The following is a 20487-nucleotide window of genomic DNA, read 5'->3' as shown; positions in this document are numbered from 1 at the left end:
TTACGATAAGTTTTTGAGTTTATGAGCCAAGAGAGTTTTCGGTCCTGCAATAATAACGACATCACCTATCTCCAAACTGATATCCAACGACGGTGCTTTGGTTAGGTTAGGACCGCGCTTAAAGCCCAAGACTTGTACATCCGCTTCTTTACACAAGTTTAAATCGCAGAGTCGTTTTCCTAAGAATTTATGTCCTATTACGATTTCTGTCATCGCTAGGTCGCTACCGAGATCTATGAATTCCAGGACGCGTTTATCTAGCATTTTTCGAGCGACACGTATTCCCATATCTCGTTCCGGCATGATGATATGATCAGCACCTATTTTCGAAAGGATTTTACCGTGAAATTTATCATTGGCCTTTACCCAAACCGTTTTAGCCCCGGCCTCTTTGACGACCAATGTAGCCAGGATGCTGGCGTTAACATCAGCTCCAATTGACACCATGACCATGTCATAATCGTCTAACCTAAGCTCAACCACCGTTTCTTCACTGGTACAATTGGCAACAATCGCTTGCGACACAAAAGCAGCAGCCTCTTTCACTTTATCTTCGTCGATATCAACAGCAAGAACTTGAGCTCCTGAATCTTGAAGCTCTTTACACACAGAAAGGCCAAATCGCCCTAACCCAATAACGGCAAACTGTTTGTCACTCATTCATTGCTCCACTTGCAAAGCTACGTAACGTCGAAAACAAATAACTAAATTGTCTTCATACAAAAAAACGACTATATATCCATAGATAGATACGATTGTCAGCTAATCGCTTGATTTATAAAGGTAGAGAACAAAAGTGATTTCTGCTAATTTCGAACCCATAATTTCTGCGGCAGTACACACTATGAATGAATTCATAAACCAAGTTCAAACTTACATCACCCAGAGCCACAATAGCTGGGGAAATAGCGTCTTGTTTATCACCATTGCAAGTTTCTTTGCTTGGGTGATTTGGCGAATTGTCCATAATCGCTTAGAAATACTGGTTCAGAAGACCCCGTTCCACTGGGATGACCTAATTCTAGATGCCCTAAAAACACCAGTGAGTACCCTGATCTGGTGCTGGCCAGGCATGGTATCTATCGGCCTGATACTTCAAGACCAGTTTGGCAATGAAATCAACTGGTTAAAAACGCTTAAACACATCTTAATTATATGTACATTTGTTTGGTTTACTCTGAGAATGATTACTAACTCAGAGGCCTATGTTTTAGAACAAAAAACCAGAGATGAAACCACAGTTCAAGCTATCGCAAAGGTTGCTCGACTGTTCTTCATGGTGATGGGTGGCCTAACGATCATGCAGGCGTTTGGGCTCAGCTTATCTGGCTTGCTTACCTTTGGTGGTGTCGGTGGTTTAATTGTCGGTTTGGCGGCTAAAGATCTGTTGTCTAATTTCTTTGGCGGCATGATGATTTACTTCGACCGACCTTTTAAAGTCGGTGATTGGATACGCTCTCCCGATCGTCAAATTGAAGGAACCGTAGAACGCATTGGCTGGCGTATGACGATCATTCGCACATTTGATAAGCGCCCTTTGTACGTTCCAAATTCTGTGTTCAGTAGTATTGTGGTGGAGAACCCATCCAGAATGCTGAATCGCAGAATCAATGAAACCTTTGGTCTTCGTTATCAAGATGCAGACAAATTAGCGCTCATTGTTGATGAAGTCAGAACCATGCTCGAGACCCACCCTGATATTGATGCCAAACAGACGCTGATCGTTAACTTTGATAAATTTGGACCTTCAACGCTGAACTTCTTTATCTATACCTTCACAAAAACGGTCAACTGGATCAGGTACCACAAAGTGAAGCAAGACGTTCTGTTACAGGTTCTGGAGATTATTCATAAACACAATGCAGACATCGCGTTCCCAACTCAGACCCTCAAGATAGACCCTCAGGAAGTCAGCCAGTCTCAATATGTCATCAATTCACATCCTGAAGCTCATCGATAGTCAAGGTCGATAAGAAATAAGTGTGAGGCGTGGTAATATGGTGGTAGTAACCCTATACAACCGATTACCACCTTATGATTTTACCTGTCATCTTAGCTGGCGGCTCTGGTAGCCGCCTCTGGCCATTGTCTCGAGAACTTTACCCTAAACAATTTCTAAGTATTGCTGGCGAGCATTCAATGTTGCAGCAAACACTGCAGCGCCTTGATGGTTTAGAAAACTTTGTCGTTGATATCAATTGCGGTGCTCCTTTCATCATCTGCAATGAAGAACATCGTTTTATCGCCGCTGAACAAGTTCGATCGGCAGAGCTTCAACACAGTGGCATTCTATTGGAGCCTGTAGGCAGAAATACTGCGCCCGCTATAGCACTCGCAGCCTTGCAAGCGTTAAGCACGGCCACAGATAGCTCAGAAGAAAATCATGACCCAATCTTGCTGGTACTGGCTGCCGATCATCACATAGCCAAAACATCAGAGTTTCAACAAGCCGTGAGTCGTGGTGTAGATTACGCTAAACAAGGTAAACTGGTCACATTCGGTATAACCCCAAATGCTCCAGAGACTGGCTATGGTTACATCAAACAGGGGCAACCTCTATCCTCAACTTTACTAGCAAAGACCGATGCTATGGGGGAGATAATTCATCATGCTTACGCCATTGAATGCTTCGTAGAAAAGCCCAATAAAGCAACCGCAAAAGCATACATCCGCTCAGAACAGTACCTATGGAACAGCGGCATGTTTATGTTCAAGGCATCACGCTATCTTGAAGAGCTAGCCGAACATCACCCAAAGATCTTGGCCGCTTGTAAACTCGCTCTTGCAAAGCAAAATGTCGACCTAGATTTTATCCGTATCGACGCTGAAGCATTCAAAAGCAGCCCAAGCGATTCTATCGATTATGCCGTGATGGAGAAGACCTCGCACGCAGCTGTGATCCCAATGGATGTCGGTTGGAATGATATTGGCTCATGGTCTGCTATATGGGATGTAAGCGACAAAGACGAGCACAATAACGTTATTGAAGGTGACGTGTTGACTGTCGACTCTCAACACAACTACATTCATGCTGAAAACAAGCTAGTTGCTACTGTAGGTGTCGATAACCTGATTATTGTCGAGACCAAAGACGCCATATTAGTCGCAGATAAAGACAAGGTTCAGGGTGTTAAATCGATTGTTAGTCAACTAAGTCAAGCAGGTCGAACAGAGCATATTCATCATCGTGAGGTATTTAGGCCTTGGGGTAAATACGATGTGATTGATTTAGGAAAGCGAGACAAAGTGAAACGTATCACCGTAAAAGCGGGTCATCAGCTTTCACTACAGATGCATCATCATAGAGCGGAACATTGGGTAGTAGTGGCTGGCACTGCGAAAGTGACCAACGATGAGAAAACCTATCTCGTCGAAGAAGATCAATCGACTTACATCCCTTTAGGTCACATCCACAGCCTAGAGAACCCTGGCGAGACACCTCTTGAAATGATTGAAGTTCAAACCGGCAGCCATTTAAGTGAAGACGATATCATTCGATATCAAGACAGCTATGGGCGAGACGTTCGAAGCGAACAAGCTTCTTCGTCTCGGAACAAAAAATCGAAATAGAAGCGGCGACAATCAAATGAAACCAACATTAGATCTTAGCTGCTTTAAGAACAACGATATTCGCGGCATTATTGGCTCTCAAATTAACGAGCAGTTCGCCTATCTGCTCGGTAAGGCATTTGGCGAGTACGCCCTATCCACGACACCTGAAACTTCATTAGATGGCTTGGCTCAAGTGGTGATTGGTCGTGATAACCGAGAAACGTCCCTTTCATTACAAGAAGCCATGACCAAAGGCTTAATCGAGTCTGGGATAGCCGTCATAGACCTAGGTATGACTGGCACTGAAGAAGTCTACTTTGCGACTCGTCACCTAAAAGCGATTGGCGGAATACAAATCACAGCCAGCCATAACCCAATCAATTACAACGGAATGAAATTGGTCGGTGCTGATGCTAGCCCCATCAGTAAAAACAGTGGTTTAGATAAAATCAAACGAAGCATTAAAGTACTGAATCAAGAGCTGAACACCGATTTACCGATCGTTCATGTTCAATCAAATAACTCAGGCATATCGACCAGTATTCTCGCTCCCTATGTAGACCACCTACTCTCCTACATAACACCGTCTAAACTTTCACCCATGAAGATTGTGGTTAACGCAGGAAACGGCGTTGCAGGACATGTCATTGATGCTTTAGAGAAGAAATTTAACGAACTCAGTACCCCTATCACCTTCATCAAGGTTCACCATACTCCTGACGGGAAATTCCCTAATGGCATTCCCAACCCATTGATCAAAAACAACCAAATAGCGACTCGAAATGGAGTCTTAGAGCATTCTGCCGACCTTGGCATTGCGTGGGATGGTGATTTTGACCGTTGTTTTTTCTTTGACGAAAATGGCAATTACATTGAGGGTTACTATATTGTCGGGTTGCTCGCTGAAGCATTTTTGTTAAAAGAGCCTAACGCCACAGTGTTGCACGATATGCGTATGACATGGAACACGATTGAAGTCGCCAATAAGCTTGATGGGAAGGCTGTTGCAGTCAAAGCTGGGCATGCGCTCATCAAAGAGAAGATGCGAGAATTAAACGCTGTGTACGGTGGTGAAATGAGTGCGCACCATTATTTTCGTGATTTTGGATACTGCGATTCAGGAATGATTCCTTGGCTACTGGTTATTGAATTGATGTCGAAAACCCAACAATCTCTTCACCAATTGACCAATTCGAGTATGGATAGATTTCCCTCTTCAGGAGAGATCAATCGTAGGGTTTCAGACCCAGAACAAGTCATGGCTTATGTGTTGTCGCACTATCAAGTTGATGCCGTTGAGATCGATCACACAGACGGGCTCAGCATGAATATGGGGACATGGCGCTTCAACTTACGAAAGTCCAATACAGAGCCGTTGATACGCCTCAACGTGGAAACCAAGCAAGATAGAACTTTACTGTCACTTAAAGTCGACGAGCTACTGTCTTTTTTCATTTAAGAATACCAAGCACTTCCAGTTTTTAACTACTTTTCAACTAAGAGCCACAAAAAAGCCCTTACTAGCGATTGCTAATAAGGGCTTTGAATTTTCAGTCGCTTAGTCGCTGACTGTAATTAGTTTACTTGTTACGACGAGCTTCAACAGCATCTGCCAGTTGGCGAAGTACTGTTTCAGTATCTTCCCAACCAATACAAGCATCGGTAATAGACTGACCGTATGTCGCTGCTTTGCCGTCAACCAAGTCTTGGCGACCTTCAACAAGGTGAGATTCAATCATCACACCAAAAATAGCTTTATCACCACCTGAAATCTGTGCACTTACGTCATCAGATACGTTAATTTGGCGTTTAAACTGCTTAGAGCTATTCGCATGGCTGAAATCAATCATCACCTTCTCTGGAAGACCTGAAGCTTTTAGTTCTTCCTTAATCTTGCTTACATGCTCTGCACTGTAGTTTGGCTCTTTACCACCACGTAGGATGATATGGCAATCAGGGTTACCTGCAGTTTCAATGATAGCGGAGTGACCGTACTTAGTTACAGACAAAAAGTGGTGAGAAGCACTCGCTGAACGAATCGCGTCGGTTGCGATCTTAATGTTGCCATCAGTACCATTCTTAAAGCCTACAGGGCAAGAAATACCTGAAGCAAGTTCACGGTGAACCTGAGATTCAGTCGTACGTGCGCCAATTGCACCCCAGCTGATTAGGTCAGCAACGTATTGAGGCGTGATCATATCTAGGAATTCACTTGCCGTCGGCATTCCCATATCAGTTAGGTCAAGCAGTAGCTTACGTCCTAGACGAAGACCATCGTTTAGCTTGAACGTATCATCCATGTATGGGTCGTTAATCAGACCTTTCCAACCAACAGTTGTACGTGGTTTTTCAAAATAAACACGCATTACGATTTCAAGTTTGTCGCCTAGTTCATCACGTAACACTTTCAAGCGTTTGCCATATTCAAGTGCAGCATCTGTGTCATGAATAGAACATGGGCCTACGATAACAAGTAAGCGGTCGTCGCTATCTTCTAAAATATTATGAATCGCTTTACGGCTTTCAAAGGTTGTAGAAGAAGCAATTTCTGTCGCTGGAAACTTTTCTAAAACAGCAACAGGTGGTAATAACTCTTTTACTTTGTTAATTCTTACATCATCAGTCTGGAACATCGCTTACTTCTTCCTATTTTCTATCCTTGAGCTGAATGTAGGTTATCTCACGTAACTTTCCATCAGCACTTATCTTCTTGTTCCCTGTAACTTAACTAGTAAAAACTCTAGTTTCAATCACTAATTCAAAAAAAACGCAATTTTTTTTGTGTTTTATATTTAAAACACCCCGTATAACATTATTTACACGCTATCGATTGCGCAATTTATCTCGGGATAAGGTCCATTGTTTTTCAAATCCCACTATACACGTAATATCTAGTGATAATCTAAAATAAAAAAGCTCACGTTATTAGCGTGAACTTCAATTAAATTACATTCTTTTCAAAGGTTTGACGACACTATCCAGCCCTTCGATTTTCAACGCAAGGCACAGTTTTAATAAGTCGCCTAGCTCACCGCTAGGGAATCCCTTTTTATCAAACCACAGCAAATATTCTTCAGGCAAGTCGATCAATGTGCGACCAGCGTATTTGCCAAATGGCATCTGCATTCTAGCAAGTTTAATCAGGTTCTCTTTCTCTAGCATTACGTGCTCTTTCTATGCATCGTCGATGTTCTGTAGAGTATCACCTAAACGTTCAACCCAATAATTGATCGCGTCTTTGGCGTCGTCCAACGAATCAATCATCGTCGAAAAATCTTTATTACCCGCTTCACGGTCGATGGCAGCAAATAATGGCGTACCCTCTTGAGCATCGCTTACCAAGAGTTCGACACTAGCGCTACCCACATTGGTGTACTCACCAGTTGCCACCTTAGATATGGTCGATATAGCAAGACCGAATGGTAGAACACTACTGGTTACGGCTAGGATAGGATTTGGTGTTTCAACGTTGCTCAAGGCAACGCTTAAACGTAACGTTTTACCCGTAGGCCCATCAACAATCGTTTTGTGAGGCGATATTTTCTCTTCCAAACGGGTAATCATATGGTCAGTGAGCTCTTGAATTTCTTCTTGATTCAACGTCCCTTCTTCTGCAAGAACAAAGATTTGGTCGATCACCACAGAGTCATAATCATCCAACTTGGATTTCAAACGTTGTTCGTCACGTAGCCCAACCCTTGCCCACACTAAATCGACACCGCCACCAGGTCCAGGTCGAAAATCTTCATAAGTAGTAAATTTGGTTGCGGTTTTAATCGGACCGCCGGCACAACCAAACATGAAAATGCAGGTTGCGACAAACAAGAGAAATTTTAAAGGTTTCATAGCGCACTTAGATTAGATTCAATATTTCAACTAAGTATGCCATACCCTAAGTGAAAGGATTGTAGAAAAGGAGTTAAAAATCAAAGCTGGATCTAAAATTAATCATGCTGAACGGTGTGTGCATACTCTACGATTACTTGATTTCCTTCGATGTAAGCATTTTGAATTTCACCATCAACACTCATTCTACTTTTCAAATAAACGACTTTAGGCCCTGACTTGTTACCTTCTTTAAGCGAAGGAAACACATTCCTAGGTTCTAAGTGAAGTAAGCGACAGAAGTGACTAATGAAAGACATAGTCAATGCTGTCTCCCCTCTTAGCACTCTTGAGAAATCAAGCTGGTTCATGCCTAGCTTCTTCGAAAACTCCATCTGCGTAATTCGCATTCGCGACTTTTGTGACATCCACGTTTGATACAACGCATCTCTGTCTTGCTCTGTAAATTCCATACCGACTCCTTTATATAATTCTTACCAATCAATTGTCCGGCTTTTCATACACAGCATGTCAACGTTCGGTTAGTGGAAACCAAAGGTTTGGTTTTGATATGCGCTCAATCGGTGTAAGGAACAAAGAATAATAACCATTAATCATTCACAGAAACAATTAGAGCAATTACTTTCTTTATTTATATCAATTGTTTATATGTTACCTAGGAACACATATGGCAAGTTAATTTGTATTAAGAATTATAAGTTCGAGATTAGCATTCCACATTTAAATCTATTGTGTCGCATTTATAAAAGCTGTTGGCTACATTTCGTTTGCTCAAACTCACTTCAGGCAAACTATTTGAAAGAATAGGACGCAAAGCCACCGGTCTGTCGACATATATTCTGTCTATGATAGCGGGGCCGCCACTTAATAGAATTTAAGTGTAAATGCATGCCGGAGTGTTCTCTTTTTTGTCGGCCAAATACAGTAAGGACAAATAATGAAACAACTCCCAAAAAAATCGCTCATCGCACTATCGCTACTTAGCGTCAGTGGAGCAAGCTTCGGTCACGGTTATGTCTCGGCATACGATAATGGCGTAGCAGAAAGTCGTGTCGCGTTGTGTAAATTCCCAGCGAGTGATACACAACAAAAAAACACAGGCTGTGGTGGTATTCAATATGAACCACAAAGTGTAGAAGGCCCTGAGGGCTTCCCTGAAAGCGGCCCTGCCGATGGCAAAATCGCTAGTGCACAATCTTCTTTAGCGGCAGCGCTAGACGAGCAAACCGCAGACCGCTGGGTTAAACGCCCTATCAAGTCTGGTTCTCAATACTTTGAGTGGACGTTCACAGCGAACCACAAAACCCGAGATTGGAAATATTACATTACTCAACCAGATTGGAACCCAAACCAACCTTTGGCACGCAGTTCTTTTGATTTAACGCCATTCTGCGTCGTTGAAGGCAATATGGAACAACCACCGATGCAAGTCAGCCACTTGTGTAATGTACCAGAGCGTGAAGGTTATCAAGTGATTCTTGCTGTATGGGATGTGGGTGATACTGCAGCGGCTTTCTACAACGTTATCGATGTAAAATTTGACGGCGATGGCCCTGTTATCCCGGATTGGGATCAAGGCGGTCAAATCAATCCAACTCAAGACCTGAATGTAGGTGACGCTGTTTACACTCGTGTCTTCGACCAATCTGGTGAGAACGCTTCATACAGTACAGAGTTAGTGATTGAGAACAACGAACAAGGTAAAGCAAACAACTGGTCTTACGCGCTTGCTTCGAAGATCAATCAAGAGCAAACGCAAATCAAAGCAGGTCAGCTGAACGATCAAAACGATTTCGCGCCAGTGTATGGCACGAACCCTGTTTATCTAAAATCAGGTTCAGGCTTTAAGAGCGTAGAGATCGGTTACAAGATTGATACTCCAGAGCCAGATCATGAGTTAGAAGTCACAGGCCTAGAGTCTGAGTATGTTATTGATGAAAACCAACCTACACAGCTTGATCTTACATTAGCAGCAACTGGCGATATTCAAGCAGAACTGACCGTTTACAACCATCACCGTGAAGCACTTGCATCTCAGAAATCTGAGTTATCAGATGGACAAGTTGAAGATGTTCAACTCACTCTATCGAAGTCGGAACCAGGCCACCACATGCTTGTGGTCGTGACGAAAGATGACCAAGGTAACCTAGTAGATCAGAACACGCTTGATTTCCACCTAATGGACGAGCAAACACCGCCACCAGCAGGCGACTACGACTTCGTGTTCCCAGAAAGCATTGAGTCTTACACAGCAGGTACTAAGGTACTGAGCAGCGACGGCGGCGTTTATCAGTGTAAAGAGTTCCCATACTCTGGTTACTGTGTTCAATGGGCTCCAACAGCAACTCAGTACGAACCAGGTGTTGGTTCACACTGGCAAGATGCTTGGAACAAAGTGGACTAATTGCTAACGAGTGACATACTTTCGAGTAAATAAGCTTTAGCAATTAGCTAAATAAACAAAAACGGATGCTTAAGGCATCCGTTTTCTTGTTCAATAACAACAAGTACGTCAGTTATCAGAGTAGATAGTGGTCGGCCAAAAGGGCTACAAACAAGATCATGAGATGATAAATAGAGAACTTGAAGGTCTTCATTGCCATATTAGGCTCGTCACGATATTTAAGTACCCAAGCGTGATAAACAAATCCGCCGTTTAGCACCAAAGAAGCGCTCAAATATACCCAGCCACTCATACCGACCAAGACGGGCAATATACACACGATGCTGAGCAGCAGAGTGTAAAGCAAAATAGACGTTTTGGTGTAGGCGATCCCGTGAGTCACTGGCAACATTGGAATATTCACTTTGGCATACTCATCACGACGATGAATCGCCAGTGCCCAGAAATGCGGAGGTGTCCAAATGAAGATGATCATCACCAACAACCAAGCGTTTGAATGCAGTTCATTGGTTACGGCCGTCCAGCCTAATAAGGGTGGCATAGCGCCAGCAATTCCGGCTATCACGATGTTTTGCGGCGTCGCTCGTTTCAAATACATGGTATAAATCACCGCGTAACCTAATAAGCTCGCGAAAGTTAACCAAGCTGTGAGTTGATTGACCCACACCACTAGCGTGACAAAACCAAGTAAGCCAATACCAGACGCAAAACTGAACACACGCACACTACTCAGTTCACCCGACGGTAAAGGTCGTCGATTAGTGCGAGTCATTTGCCCATCGATCTTTTTATCGATCAAATGATTAAAAGCAGCTGCCGAACCGGCCATCAGCCCTATCCCAATCATTCCGAACAGAGTTTGTTGTAAGGGCAATCCATTGGGTACCGCTAAACACATACCAACCAATGCCGTCAGCAGCATCAAAGCCACTACCTTGGGTTTAGTCAGCGTTAAATAAACCTTCCAAGTTGCTTTACTTTTCGAGACCAAATCACTTGTTGAAACCACTTCGTTTCCTGAAGAAATTCTATGATTGGTCGCACTTTCATTGCTTGATGCTCCACCTTGAACCATCACTCTATTTTGTGTCGACGTTCTACTGACCATGATTACCTCCTTGTAATACATTGTTCTTAGCCAAACACTCGCTTGGTTTGTACTGCCACACCACAAAGTTAGTCACAACCATACTCACAAGCAACATTGCCGCCATTAGGTTATGCAAAACCGCAACGGATATCGGCAGGTGGAACAAGACATTGCTAATCCCCAAACTGACTTGAGCAAACAACACCATCGCAACAATGATACTCAGCTTCTGTTGAGGTGCTTTACCCAACTTCCAAAGTTGATACACAATCATCAACACAGTTAATGTGGCAACAATAGCGCCAAAACGATGCATGACATGTATGGTAAGTCTTGCTGGATACTCCAACACACCAAACTCATAATTATCATGTCCGTGTTGAGCAAAATCGAAAGCATTTTTGAAATCGAGATAACTTGTCCAGTTCCCTTCACAAATGGGTAATTGCGTACACACAAGAGCGGCATAGTTGGATGACGTCCACCCACCTAACAAGATCTGCCCAACGACCACTATCAACCCAAGCAGCGCCCAAGCTTTAAGTTTTGACGGATAAACAGGTCCACTAAAACAGCTCTGAATATTGGATAAACGGCAATAGAGCAAGCAAAGAAGGGACAGCAACGTAAAACCACCCATCAAATGCGCCATAACGACAACGGGCATCAACTTGAGAGTCACCGTCCACATTCCAAGCAAAGCTTGAAAGATCACAGTTGCGGAGATAACTAGGGGAAGGCCCATCGGTGAAATGTTTTTCTGGATACACCAAGTAACGACCACGAAGATAAGAATTCCTAACGATCCTGCAAAGTAGCGATGTACCATCTCGATCCAGGCTTTTTCAGCTTCAAGCACTCGTTCTGGAAATTGTAGATTCGCTTCATTCACCGCTAATGCATCGGAAGGCACGGTGATCTTGCCATAACATCCCGGCCAATCTGGACAACCAAGACCAGCATCAGACAAACGCGTGTAAGCACCGAGCACAATAACAGTCAGAGTTAGCAAGATAGTCACTCTCATAATAAACATGAGTAACTTTGGAGCTCCTTTTTGCATCGCTTATCTCCCTATACGAACCATCAACACCTAATGATTACTCGCCATTACCCCACTCTCGACAGCTTGAGTAGTTTTCGTAAATCATGAATCATGCCTTTCGATTGGCTGACTAACTCCGAAGAGTCCGAAACGCTCTTATATTCCATCACCAGTTGCCCAAGAGGATCGATAATGACGATTGAAGCAGGCGCAAACTCAGTACTTAATTGATCACCACCAGCTAAAAACGACAAATCAGGCTTGTTGAGCGCCCCCGACAACGAGTTACCTTCTGAGACGAAAACAACAGCGGTCACTCTTTCTTTGTTTTTCCCTAACGCTAAGTAGCTTTGATTCAAATAATGAAGCTGTTGTTCACACAAGCTTTCGCACTCTGTAGGGGCGATATAACCTACTAACCAACCCTCTCCAGCCATGGGTACCGTTACGCCAAAATCTTTCAGCGTGACCCTTGGTTCAATCAATTCTCCTGAGTTGGTTACTCCTGACGTATACCAGCTCTGTTCCAATACGGTTTTGGCGATAATCGCTGGCAGAGCAAAAATTAGAACCAATCCGATTAATACTAAACGCCCCTTAGTGCGACGCTTTTTAAACTCAACCATGTTTGCATCGGTACTTTCCCTGTTCACTTGTGCTTGAGATTTATCCATCGTTGTTCTCCGTGATAGGTGTCGCTTTTAGGTACCGATAGCCAATTAACAACATCAAAAACAAAAGTACCGCTGCCATTACAAACCATTGAAATGAGTAACCGAAGTGCTTTTCAGATCTCATAGCCGTTGGTCGCCACAACAACTCATAAGGCCACGATTCTAAGCTTTGCGGTTGGAAGACAAAGGGCAGCACTTCTTGCCCTGTATACTCTGATAACGCTGTGATGTTGATGTTTTGAATTCTTTTAGGCGTTGTGTTTTCTAAAGCCAACTCATGACTTAGAGGGTTCACCGAACGAGTGTACAAACGCCCTGACATATTGATTGGTAATGTGATATTTCCTAGCTGTGGAAGCTCTCTTCTGTCACGGCTTGCCACAACAAACCCAAGGTCTATCAGTAGTTGATGTTTGTGCAAGAACTGCTTTCCTTGGCCTTGAACTTCCCCCAACATGTAAATCACATACCCCACCGCTCCTTGGTTAATCTGGTTGTCTAACAAGATCACCAAACCACTTGATGTTTCCAATGTCACGTCAACCTTCAAACCATTTAAAGACTGCTGTTCAGATAAATCTTGCGCTTGTGTACGCGAGTTCTGCAATTCAGAGATAACCCCATCCAATGACCTAGGTGATTGCTGCGCTCTTTCTGATAGCTGCTGTTCATAACGTAGTTTCTCGTTACCTCTGTCTAACTGCCACAAACCCAACTTGATTAAAATGCCGACTGAAACCACAGTTAAAACAACCGCTATCCAAAAACCTTTACTGCGGAACTTGTGTTCATCATCAATCAATCGGTTTGGAGTTATCACTATGGCGTCATCTACCTTTGTGTTGTTGTTTAAAATTGTATTGGTCGCTTTGCTATTTTTTATCGCTTTCAACCTGATGAAAGGGCTAATCCAAATCGCCTCAGGTAAACACAATGGCAAAAGACTGAGTCACTTCTTGGGTCGTCGAGTCATGTGGTCAGCCGTTGTCGTGCTACTGTTATTACTGGCGTTAGGTTCAGGAATGATAACTCCCAACCCTCGCCCTTATTAAGCCCATACAAACCTAACAGCTAGACCGATATATTTCGTTAGAGCACATAAACAAACACAAACAGACCTAACCAAACCACATCAACAAAGTGCCAATACCAACTGCCCGCTTGGAACGCAAAGTGGTCTTTCGGAGTGAAGTGGTCCTTCGCAACTCTCGCCAGTAACACAATCAAAAAAATCGTTCCTAAACACACATGCAAACCATGGAATCCGGTCAGTAAGAAGAAGGTGTTGCCATAGATACCGGATTGAAGCGTCAGCCCCATCTCTTGATACGCGTGAAGGTACTCTTCAACTTGGAAGAATAGGAAGAAGCCCGCCAGAACAATGGTTATCTCCAACCACACGATCAAAGCCATACGCTTATTTTGTTCAAGACTGATATGTGCCATGTGCAGCGTCACAGAGGAAAGCAGCAGGATAATGGTGTTCTTAAGTGGGATACCTTGCCAAGGTATTGCTTGCGTCGTCACACCATCTGGTGTGGTGGTCAGCGGCCATATCGACTGAAACATCGGCCACAGCACTTCGTGAGTCATTGCATTGTTACCTGCGCCACCAATCCAAGGCACAGAAATCATACGAGCATAAAAAAGTGCACCAAAGAAAGCACCGAAAAACATAATTTCAGAGAAGATGAACCAGCTCATACCTTGTCGAAACGAACGAGATATCTGCTCAGAATAGAGGCCGCTTAGCGATTCGGTGATCACATTGCTAAACCAACCTGCGAGCATGTAAAGCAACACACAAAACCCAACTAACAGCACTGCTTTTCCAAACACACCACCAGCAGAATCGGTACCCATGTTTTGCACCGTCAAGCCAGCGCCAACCGCGACCAAAAACAATGCAACGGCACCCACTAATGGCCAGTGGCTTTGATGTGGAACGAAATAAACTTCCTTTTTAGAACTCATCGCTCAACTCCTTATGTTGATACTGGTTCTGTAAATCCCTAGTTACTTGCGAGCACGTTAGGCACAGACTTATTTGCCTCGGCACCCACCTCACTCGTGATATTGAATAACGTATAAGAGAGCGTAAGCGTATGTATCGATTCTGGAATATCGGGCTCAATGTAAAATATCAACCCCATTTCAGCGGTTTTGTGTCCGTCCAATGGCTGCTGATTAAAGCAAAAGCATTCCATCTTATTGAAGTAAGTTGCCCCCATACCTGGAGAAACCGATGGTACAGCTTGGCCAACCAATGAGGATCCAGAAAGATTTTTGGCAATGTAGTTAGTTTGAACCACCTCACCGGGATGAACCTCTAACACTCGAACTTCAGGCGAGAACTGCCACGGCATATCTGGCTTAATGTGCGACATGAATTCCACTCGAACAGTACGAGAATAGTCGGGCTGCATTCCCTGAGGTTGAACGGCAGAGACCGTGTTGGTTTTCCCGTTGATCCCCAAGGCTTCACACATTACGTCATACAGAGGAACCAAAGCGAAACCGAAGCCAAACATCGCAACCACACTCAACACCAAGTAGCCCGTCAGCTTTTTAGTTGATCGCTTATTGGTTGCTAGCTTAATCAACTGATCATTTTGATTTCGGTTGCTCTGTTTGTCGTTCATGGCTCTTCCCTTTAATCAACTTTAGGTGGATGAGTAAAGGTGTGGTGAGGGGCAGGGCTAGGAACTGTCCATTCAAGACCTTCTGCTCTATCCCAAGGCTTGCTTGGCGCAGTCTCCCCGCCTCTCACACACTTGATAACTAACCATAAGAAGATCAACTGAGACAACCCAAAGGCAAAACCACCAATCGACACCACTTGGTTAACGTCAGCAAATTGAATAGCGTAATCCGGAATACGACGCGGCATTCCGGCTAACCCTAAGAAGTGCATTGGGAAGAACAACACATTGACCGATACTACCGATGTCCAGAAATGCCACAGACTGAGCTTGTGGTCGTACATATGCCCAGTCCATTTCGGCAGCCAGTAATAGGCGGCGGCCATAATTGAGAACACGGCACCTGTCACCAGAACATAGTGGAAGTGAGCCACAACAAAATAAGTATCGTGATATTGGAAATCAGCTGGCACGATAGCGAGCATCAATCCAGATAGCCCACCAATCGTGAATAGAACGATAAAGGCAATAGCAAACAGCATTGGTGTTTCAAAGGTCAAAGCACCCCGCCACATCGTCGCCACCCAGTTAAACACCTTCACTCCCGTAGGCACGGCGATCAACATGGTGCAATACATGAAGAAAAGCTCGGCAAATACTGGCATACCCGTGGTGAACATGTGGTGCGCCCACACTAAGAATGACAGCAGTGCGATACTGCATGTTGCGTACACCATCGAGTGATAACCAAACAGACGCTTGCCACTGAATGCCGGAATGATGGCCGAGACAATACCAAAAGACGGCAAGATCATGATGTACACTTCGGGATGTCCAAAGAACCAGAATATATGCTGGAACATCACCGGATCTCCACCACCTGCAGCATCAAAGAAGCTTGTTCCAAAATATTTATCGGTCAGCACCATAGTCACAGCCCCCGCGAGCACTGGCATCACGGCTATCAATAGGAAAGCGGTAATCAACCACGTCCATACGAACATCGGTAGCTTGAACCAAGTCATTCCCGGCGCACGCATGTTCACTATGGTTACGATGACGTTGATCGCCCCCATGATCGAACTTATCCCCATAATATGGACAGAAAATACAAACAATGCCGTACTGTCTGGGCCATAAGTTGTCGAGAGCGGCGCATAAAATGTCCAACCAAAACTCGGCCCGCCTCCCTCAGTAAACAAAGAACCAATTAAGATCAAGAAAGCAAAAGGTAGAATCCAGAAACTGAGATTGTTCATTCTCGGCAGCGCCATGTCTGGAGCGCCAATCATCATTGGGATCATCCAGTTAGCCAAACCTGTGAATGCAGGCATCACGGCACCAAACACCATTATTAAACCGTGTACGGTAGTCATCTGATTAAAGAAGTCTGGCTCAACGAGCTGTAACCCCGGTTGGAATAACTCCGCACGGATCACCATCGCCATGGCGCCGCCGGTTAAGAACATGGCAAAGCTAAACCAAAGGTAAAGTGTACCTATGTCTTTGTGGTTGGTTGAGTAAAGCCAACGCGCCCAACCTTTGGGAGCAGCATGTGAGTCGTGATCATCATGAGGTAAATCATGGCTGTCCAATGAACCTTCAGCTGAATGACTCAGTGCTTGATCTTCTGCGGGAGCCGATTTCACCGGCTTATTGATTGGCGAACTCATAACTGCTCCTTAGCATCGTTTTGTGCCTCATCCGTTGAGCCTTGTTCACTGTTCGTTTCACTTTGTTCGTTGTCAGACCCACCTTCTTGCTTCGCCTTATAAGCGTTCACATCTGAAGCCTGAACCACATCGCCAGTGTCATTACCCCAAGCATTTCTTTGATAAGTCACTACCGCAGCAATCTCTTTCTCGGTTAATTGATTATCAAATGCCTGCATTGCGGTGCCTCCGCGACCATAAACAATGGTATCGATATGAACACCCACATCACCAAGTGCTATAGGGCTTCCTTTAATGGCAGGAAATGCGCCGGGAATACCTTCTCCGTTGACTTGATGACAAACGGCGCAACGGGTTTTGTAGACTTCTTCACCGATGGCATTCAATTCTTCTAAGGAAAGTGACGCATCTAGTGCATCTTGCGCCGCTTGTTGTGCGGCTATCGCCAATTCTTTCTGCTCCGCTAACCATGCGTCAAAATCGTCTTCTTCCATGGCACGTACCACAATCGGCATGAAGCCATGAGCACGACCACACAATTCAGCACACTGACCTCGGTAAACGCCAGGCTCATCGATCTTTGTCCACGCCTCATTGATGAAACCGGGAATGGTATCTTTCTTAACCGCGAAAGCAGGCACCCACCATGAGTGAATAACATCATCGGAAGTCATCAAAAAGCGGACTTTACGATTGATAGGCAGTACTAATGGCTTATCAACTTCTAGTAAGTAATGCGCACCTTTCACTTCAATCCCTTCGATTTCTTTATCACTGGTCGCTAAAAGGCTGAAAAACTCGACGTCTTCACCAAAATAGCTGTAATGCCATTTCCATTGTGACCCAGTAATTTTAACGGTGAGTTCTGATTGAGAGGTGTCTTCCATCGCGATCAAGGTCTTGGTGGCTGGTATGGCCATAGCGATGAGGATGATAATAGGAATGATGGTCCAAAGGATTTCGACTTTGGTACTTTCGTGAAAATGAGCAGCAACTGCGCCCTTAGACTTTCGATGTCTCAGAATCGAATAAAACATCACACCAAAAACAACGAAAGCGATCGCGCAGCAGATGTAGAAGATCAACATATGAAGTTCATACACCTTACCGCTGATCTCAGTGACGCCTTGTGTCATGTTGTATTCACTCGTCGCATGCACCAAAGGCGATACTAAAGCCACAACAAAACTATTCAAAAGCCACCCTAGCCTGACCAATAATCTTCTCAAAAGATCTCTCCTCATCCTTCCTAATTGGATACTTGCGACTTAAATGTCGTTGCGAGCTGTGTTTCATTACGAGCTGTATTTCACTACGAGCTACATGTCATTGCGAGCTGAACAACATTCATTGTTATTCCAGATGCACATGAAAAGCTGAATCTCAATCTACAACTCAAATGGAACTAGCCTGTAAACGGGCTGCTGACCTCATCTCAACCTAAGAGTGAATACGGCTCATAAGCGTTGGAAGTTTCCATGAAAGATTCAAAAACGGCGAATTTGTTAGATTTTGTTATATTTATGTAAAAGGCTAGTTAGTGATATCCAATTGTTCAAGGTAAGTTTACTTACTAAACAGTCAATTATTTGAAGTTGCTTTATCCATATGCCCTTCCCTTGCTGTTGGAATTTATTTTAAATCGAGTTTTACGATTGCTTTCATGGAAATGATAATCAATATCACTTAAATTAAATCAACAGAAAGACATCCCGATATGAAAAGGTTTAGTAATTATGCAAGATGCTATGAACTGGTTAGCGAGAGACCCAGATCCAAGAACTCGTGAAGAGCTTCAACACCTCATCGATGAGGGAATGCACGACGAATTAGAGGACCGCTTTAGTCAACGATTGGAATTCGGAACGGCGGGCTTACGAGGCAAAGTCGGATGCGGTCCAAATAGAATGAACCGCTTGGTGATACAAGAAACTGCGACCGGGCTTGGTCACTATTTAATAGAACATGTTGCCAATGCCACCATCCGTGGCGTCGTTGTTGGCTATGACGGGCGCTTAGATTCAAAGCAGTTCGCCATTGATACCGCTTCTGTGCTTACAGCTTTGGGGATTAAGGTCTACCTAACGTCAAATGTAGCCGCGACGCCTATCGTTGCTTTTGGTATTGAGCATTTCAATGCTGCTGCCGCTGTTGTCGTGACGGCCAGCCACAACCCACCAGAGTATAATGGCTTCAAAGTATATTGGGAGAATGGCGCGCAAATCATTCCACCCCACGATGCAGGCATTGCGGCTGAAATTGATATAGCCTCGACGAAACCTATTCCTCTGCTTAGTCTAAGCGATGCAGAGAAACAAGGTAAATTAGTTTGGCTAACCGAGGGCTATTATCAAACTTATCGCGCTGCGATTAATCAGAGTCCGTATGTAAACAACAGTATCGAATCAGCGAAAACAACCATTACCTACACTGCAATGCATGGTGTAGGCGCGCAAATGGCAGAAGACCTTCTCCATGATGCTGGATTCCACAAAGTCTTCAGTGTTCCGGAACAAAGAGACCCTGATGGTCGCTTCCCAACCGTAAACTTCCCGAACCCAGAAGAAAAAGGGGCAATGGATCTTGTGGTCAATCTGGCAAAAAGTGTTGATGCCGACATTGCTTGCGCCAATGACCCAGATGCAGACCGATTTGCCGTTGCGGTTAGAACTGACGATACAGCTAGAACTGATGATGCTTCATATAAGATGCTGACAGGCGACCAAGTGGGTGTTTTATTTGCTCATTACTTACTATCAAAGCCTCACAGCAAAAACCAATTAGTCGGCAACAGTATTGTATCTTCAACCTTGCTTGAAAAAGTAGCTCAGTCCCATGGTGCAACTTATTTCCAAACGCTGACTGGATTCAAATGGTTAGCCAATATTGGCATGCAATTGGAAGACGAAAACAATGAGTTCTTGTTCGCCTATGAGGAAGCACTTGGTTACACGATTGGTACTCAGGTTCGTGATAAAGATGGGCTGTCTGCTATCGTCGTGTTTGCCCAATTGGTTGAAGAGTTAAAGTCTCAAGGTCGAACCGTTTGGGATCTATTGGCTCAGATTTCACTTGAACATGGTGTCCATACCAACGCTCAGCGAAGTATTGCCCTTGACCCCGATTCACCGTCAATTGGCTCAAAACTCAGAGCGGCACAACCCAAATTGATAGGTGATGTCACTGTCTCTGTTATTGAAGACCTGCAATCTTCTTTGCGATACGTCGTTGGTGGCGATACTGAAACCATTAACTTGCCATCGAGTGACGTGTTGATTTATCACCTCGAAGATGGGTCACGTATTATCGTCCGCCCTTCAGGGACAGAGCCAAAAGTGAAAGTCTACTATGAGACGGTGACAAAGTTTGAAGGGACAGAAACATACGATGACACTCGTCTACGTGGTGAAGAGTACATGGAAAAGTTGATTGAACAGCACCAAAAAGAGTTGAACTCTTAACGAGTTAATACGTCACACTAAAATCCAAACACGTAACTTCAACAATAAAAATGGACGCTCTAAGCGTCCATTTTTTATCTCAGCGGCTAACCGCCAGAAT

At 44.2% G+C, this 20487-nt stretch carries 19 protein-coding genes and 1 riboswitch; of the genes, 6 read left to right on the top strand and 13 right to left on the bottom strand.

Annotated features, from left to right (window positions below):
- Window positions 1-660 (bottom strand): potassium channel family protein, encoded by a 660-nt coding sequence (locus AACW75_RS07580; RefSeq protein WP_065205894.1) that lies wholly within the window; start codon window positions 658-660, stop codon window positions 1-3.
- Between the two features lie 184 nt (window positions 661-844).
- Between AACW75_RS07580 and AACW75_RS07575 the strand changes: the two genes are divergently transcribed.
- The 3 genes from AACW75_RS07575 (at window position 845) to AACW75_RS07565 (ending at window position 5011) form a co-directional block, all read left to right on the top strand.
- Window positions 845-1960, top strand: coding sequence for a mechanosensitive ion channel family protein (locus AACW75_RS07575; protein ID WP_029225151.1), 1116 nt, complete (start codon window positions 845-847; stop codon window positions 1958-1960).
- A 74-nt stretch (window positions 1961-2034) separates the two neighbouring features.
- Complete coding sequence (locus tag AACW75_RS07570; protein ID WP_145571600.1) at window positions 2035-3570, top strand: mannose-1-phosphate guanylyltransferase/mannose-6-phosphate isomerase; 1536 nt, start codon at window positions 2035-2037, stop codon at window positions 3568-3570.
- Window positions 3571-3586: 16 nt separating this feature from the next.
- Complete coding sequence (locus tag AACW75_RS07565) at window positions 3587-5011, top strand: phosphomannomutase CpsG (RefSeq protein WP_145571598.1); 1425 nt, start codon at window positions 3587-3589, stop codon at window positions 5009-5011.
- A 121-nt stretch (window positions 5012-5132) separates the two neighbouring features.
- Here AACW75_RS07565 and aroG read toward each other — a convergent pair whose 3' ends face one another.
- The 4 genes from aroG to AACW75_RS07545 all read right to left on the bottom strand — a co-directional run bounded on the left by aroG (window position 5133) and on the right by AACW75_RS07545 (window position 7850).
- Window positions 5133-6185, bottom strand: a complete 1053-nt coding sequence (gene aroG, locus AACW75_RS07560) for a 3-deoxy-7-phosphoheptulonate synthase AroG (protein ID WP_145571596.1) — start codon at window positions 6183-6185, stop codon at window positions 5133-5135.
- Between the two features lie 313 nt (window positions 6186-6498).
- Complete coding sequence (locus AACW75_RS07555; RefSeq protein WP_004730103.1) at window positions 6499-6714, bottom strand: DUF3820 family protein; 216 nt, start codon at window positions 6712-6714, stop codon at window positions 6499-6501.
- Window positions 6715-6726: 12 nt separating this feature from the next.
- Entirely contained in the window at window positions 6727-7398 is a 672-nt protein-coding gene (locus AACW75_RS07550; RefSeq protein WP_145571126.1) for a DUF3313 domain-containing protein, read from the bottom strand.
- 98 nt (window positions 7399-7496) lie between these two features.
- Window positions 7497-7850: a hypothetical protein gene (locus AACW75_RS07545; RefSeq protein ID WP_017075827.1), complete on the bottom strand. Its 354-nt coding sequence runs from the start codon at window positions 7848-7850 to the stop codon at window positions 7497-7499.
- 323 nt (window positions 7851-8173) lie between these two features.
- A riboswitch (cyclic di-GMP riboswitch) is annotated at window positions 8174-8263 on the top strand.
- A gap of 72 nt (window positions 8264-8335) precedes the next feature.
- Between AACW75_RS07545 and gbpA the strand changes: the two genes are divergently transcribed.
- Window positions 8336-9802, top strand: coding sequence for an N-acetylglucosamine-binding protein GbpA (gene gbpA, locus AACW75_RS07540; protein WP_145571125.1), 1467 nt, complete (start codon window positions 8336-8338; stop codon window positions 9800-9802).
- A 115-nt stretch (window positions 9803-9917) separates the two neighbouring features.
- Here the strand turns inward: gbpA and cyoE are convergent, their stop codons facing one another.
- Genes cyoE through AACW75_RS07520 form a run of 4 tightly spaced genes read right to left on the bottom strand, consistent with a single transcriptional unit; the run spans window position 9918 to window position 13545 of the window.
- Complete coding sequence (gene cyoE, locus AACW75_RS07535) at window positions 9918-10910, bottom strand: heme o synthase (protein ID WP_145571124.1); 993 nt, start codon at window positions 10908-10910, stop codon at window positions 9918-9920.
- Window positions 10900-11955: a COX15/CtaA family protein gene (locus tag AACW75_RS07530; RefSeq protein ID WP_145571123.1), complete on the bottom strand. Its 1056-nt coding sequence runs from the start codon at window positions 11953-11955 to the stop codon at window positions 10900-10902. Before AACW75_RS07530 ends, cyoE begins: the two co-directional genes overlap by 11 nt.
- A gap of 47 nt (window positions 11956-12002) precedes the next feature.
- The gene (locus AACW75_RS07525; protein ID WP_135457488.1) at window positions 12003-12611 is read right to left on the bottom strand and encodes a hypothetical protein; all 609 of its coding nucleotides are present in this window, start codon (window positions 12609-12611) and stop codon (window positions 12003-12005) included.
- Entirely contained in the window at window positions 12604-13545 is a 942-nt protein-coding gene (locus AACW75_RS07520) for an SURF1 family protein (RefSeq protein ID WP_135457486.1), read from the bottom strand. The genes AACW75_RS07525 and AACW75_RS07520 overlap by 8 nt, the downstream gene beginning before the upstream one ends.
- Between AACW75_RS07520 and AACW75_RS07515 the strand changes: the two genes are divergently transcribed.
- A complete protein-coding gene (locus AACW75_RS07515; RefSeq protein WP_029225153.1) occupies window positions 13433-13663 on the top strand; it encodes a DUF2909 family protein in 231 nt (76 codons plus the stop codon). The two genes, AACW75_RS07520 and AACW75_RS07515, sit on opposite strands and share 113 nt — an antisense overlap.
- A gap of 37 nt (window positions 13664-13700) precedes the next feature.
- On the opposite strand, the gene AACW75_RS07510 is transcribed toward AACW75_RS07515, so the two are convergent.
- From AACW75_RS07510 to coxB, 4 genes are read right to left on the bottom strand one after another with little or no spacing between them, the layout of a single operon-like run.
- Window positions 13701-14585, bottom strand: coding sequence for a cytochrome c oxidase subunit 3 (locus AACW75_RS07510; protein ID WP_145571122.1), 885 nt, complete (start codon window positions 14583-14585; stop codon window positions 13701-13703).
- A gap of 38 nt (window positions 14586-14623) precedes the next feature.
- Entirely contained in the window at window positions 14624-15253 is a 630-nt protein-coding gene (locus AACW75_RS07505; RefSeq protein WP_145571121.1) for a cytochrome c oxidase assembly protein, read from the bottom strand.
- 11 nt (window positions 15254-15264) lie between these two features.
- Window positions 15265-16926 (bottom strand): cytochrome c oxidase subunit I, encoded by a 1662-nt coding sequence (gene ctaD, locus AACW75_RS07500; RefSeq protein ID WP_017075835.1) that lies wholly within the window; start codon window positions 16924-16926, stop codon window positions 15265-15267.
- The gene (gene coxB, locus AACW75_RS07495) at window positions 16923-18155 is read right to left on the bottom strand and encodes a cytochrome c oxidase subunit II (protein ID WP_145565291.1); all 1233 of its coding nucleotides are present in this window, start codon (window positions 18153-18155) and stop codon (window positions 16923-16925) included. Before coxB ends, ctaD begins: the two co-directional genes overlap by 4 nt.
- Before the next feature lie 507 nt (window positions 18156-18662).
- Between coxB and AACW75_RS07490 the strand changes: the two genes are divergently transcribed.
- Entirely contained in the window at window positions 18663-20387 is a 1725-nt protein-coding gene (locus tag AACW75_RS07490) for a phospho-sugar mutase (RefSeq protein WP_145571120.1), read from the top strand.
- Window positions 20388-20487: the final 100 nt, after the last annotated feature.

This window comes from Vibrio sp. L3-7, from assembly GCF_963898195.1.
GTDB classification, from domain to species: Bacteria; Pseudomonadota; Gammaproteobacteria; order Enterobacterales; family Vibrionaceae; genus Vibrio; species Vibrio echinoideorum.
This window is presented reverse-complemented; position numbering and strand designations above follow the sequence as displayed.

Bases quoted from the DNA above. Each gene is read 5' to 3' on its own strand.
- AACW75_RS07505 (WP_145571121.1), bottom strand. From the start codon at position 15,253: ATGAACGACAAACAGAGCAACCGAAATCAAAATGATCAGTTGATTAAG.
- AACW75_RS07545 (WP_017075827.1), bottom strand. From the start codon at position 7,850: ATGGAATTTACAGAGCAAGACAGAGATGCGTTGTATCAAACGTGGATG.
- AACW75_RS07570 (WP_145571600.1), top strand. From the start codon at position 2,035: ATGATTTTACCTGTCATCTTAGCTGGCGGCTCTGGTAGCCGCCTCTGG.
- AACW75_RS07515 (WP_029225153.1), top strand. From the start codon at position 13,433: ATGGCGTCATCTACCTTTGTGTTGTTGTTTAAAATTGTATTGGTCGCT.
- AACW75_RS07575 (WP_029225151.1), top strand. From the start codon at position 845: ATGAATGAATTCATAAACCAAGTTCAAACTTACATCACCCAGAGCCAC.
- AACW75_RS07510 (WP_145571122.1), bottom strand. From the start codon at position 14,585: ATGAGTTCTAAAAAGGAAGTTTATTTCGTTCCACATCAAAGCCACTGG.
- AACW75_RS07490 (WP_145571120.1), top strand. From the start codon at position 18,663: ATGCAAGATGCTATGAACTGGTTAGCGAGAGACCCAGATCCAAGAACT.
- aroG (WP_145571596.1), bottom strand. From the start codon at position 6,185: ATGTTCCAGACTGATGATGTAAGAATTAACAAAGTAAAAGAGTTATTA.
- AACW75_RS07555 (WP_004730103.1), bottom strand. From the start codon at position 6,714: ATGCTAGAGAAAGAGAACCTGATTAAACTTGCTAGAATGCAGATGCCA.
- AACW75_RS07530 (WP_145571123.1), bottom strand. From the start codon at position 11,955: ATGCAAAAAGGAGCTCCAAAGTTACTCATGTTTATTATGAGAGTGACT.
- ctaD (WP_017075835.1), bottom strand. From the start codon at position 16,926: ATGAGTTCGCCAATCAATAAGCCGGTGAAATCGGCTCCCGCAGAAGAT.
- AACW75_RS07550 (WP_145571126.1), bottom strand. From the start codon at position 7,398: ATGAAACCTTTAAAATTTCTCTTGTTTGTCGCAACCTGCATTTTCATG.
- gbpA (WP_145571125.1), top strand. From the start codon at position 8,336: ATGAAACAACTCCCAAAAAAATCGCTCATCGCACTATCGCTACTTAGC.
- AACW75_RS07565 (WP_145571598.1), top strand. From the start codon at position 3,587: ATGAAACCAACATTAGATCTTAGCTGCTTTAAGAACAACGATATTCGC.
- AACW75_RS07525 (WP_135457488.1), bottom strand. From the start codon at position 12,611: ATGGATAAATCTCAAGCACAAGTGAACAGGGAAAGTACCGATGCAAAC.
- cyoE (WP_145571124.1), bottom strand. From the start codon at position 10,910: ATGGTCAGTAGAACGTCGACACAAAATAGAGTGATGGTTCAAGGTGGA.
- AACW75_RS07580 (WP_065205894.1), bottom strand. From the start codon at position 660: ATGAGTGACAAACAGTTTGCCGTTATTGGGTTAGGGCGATTTGGCCTT.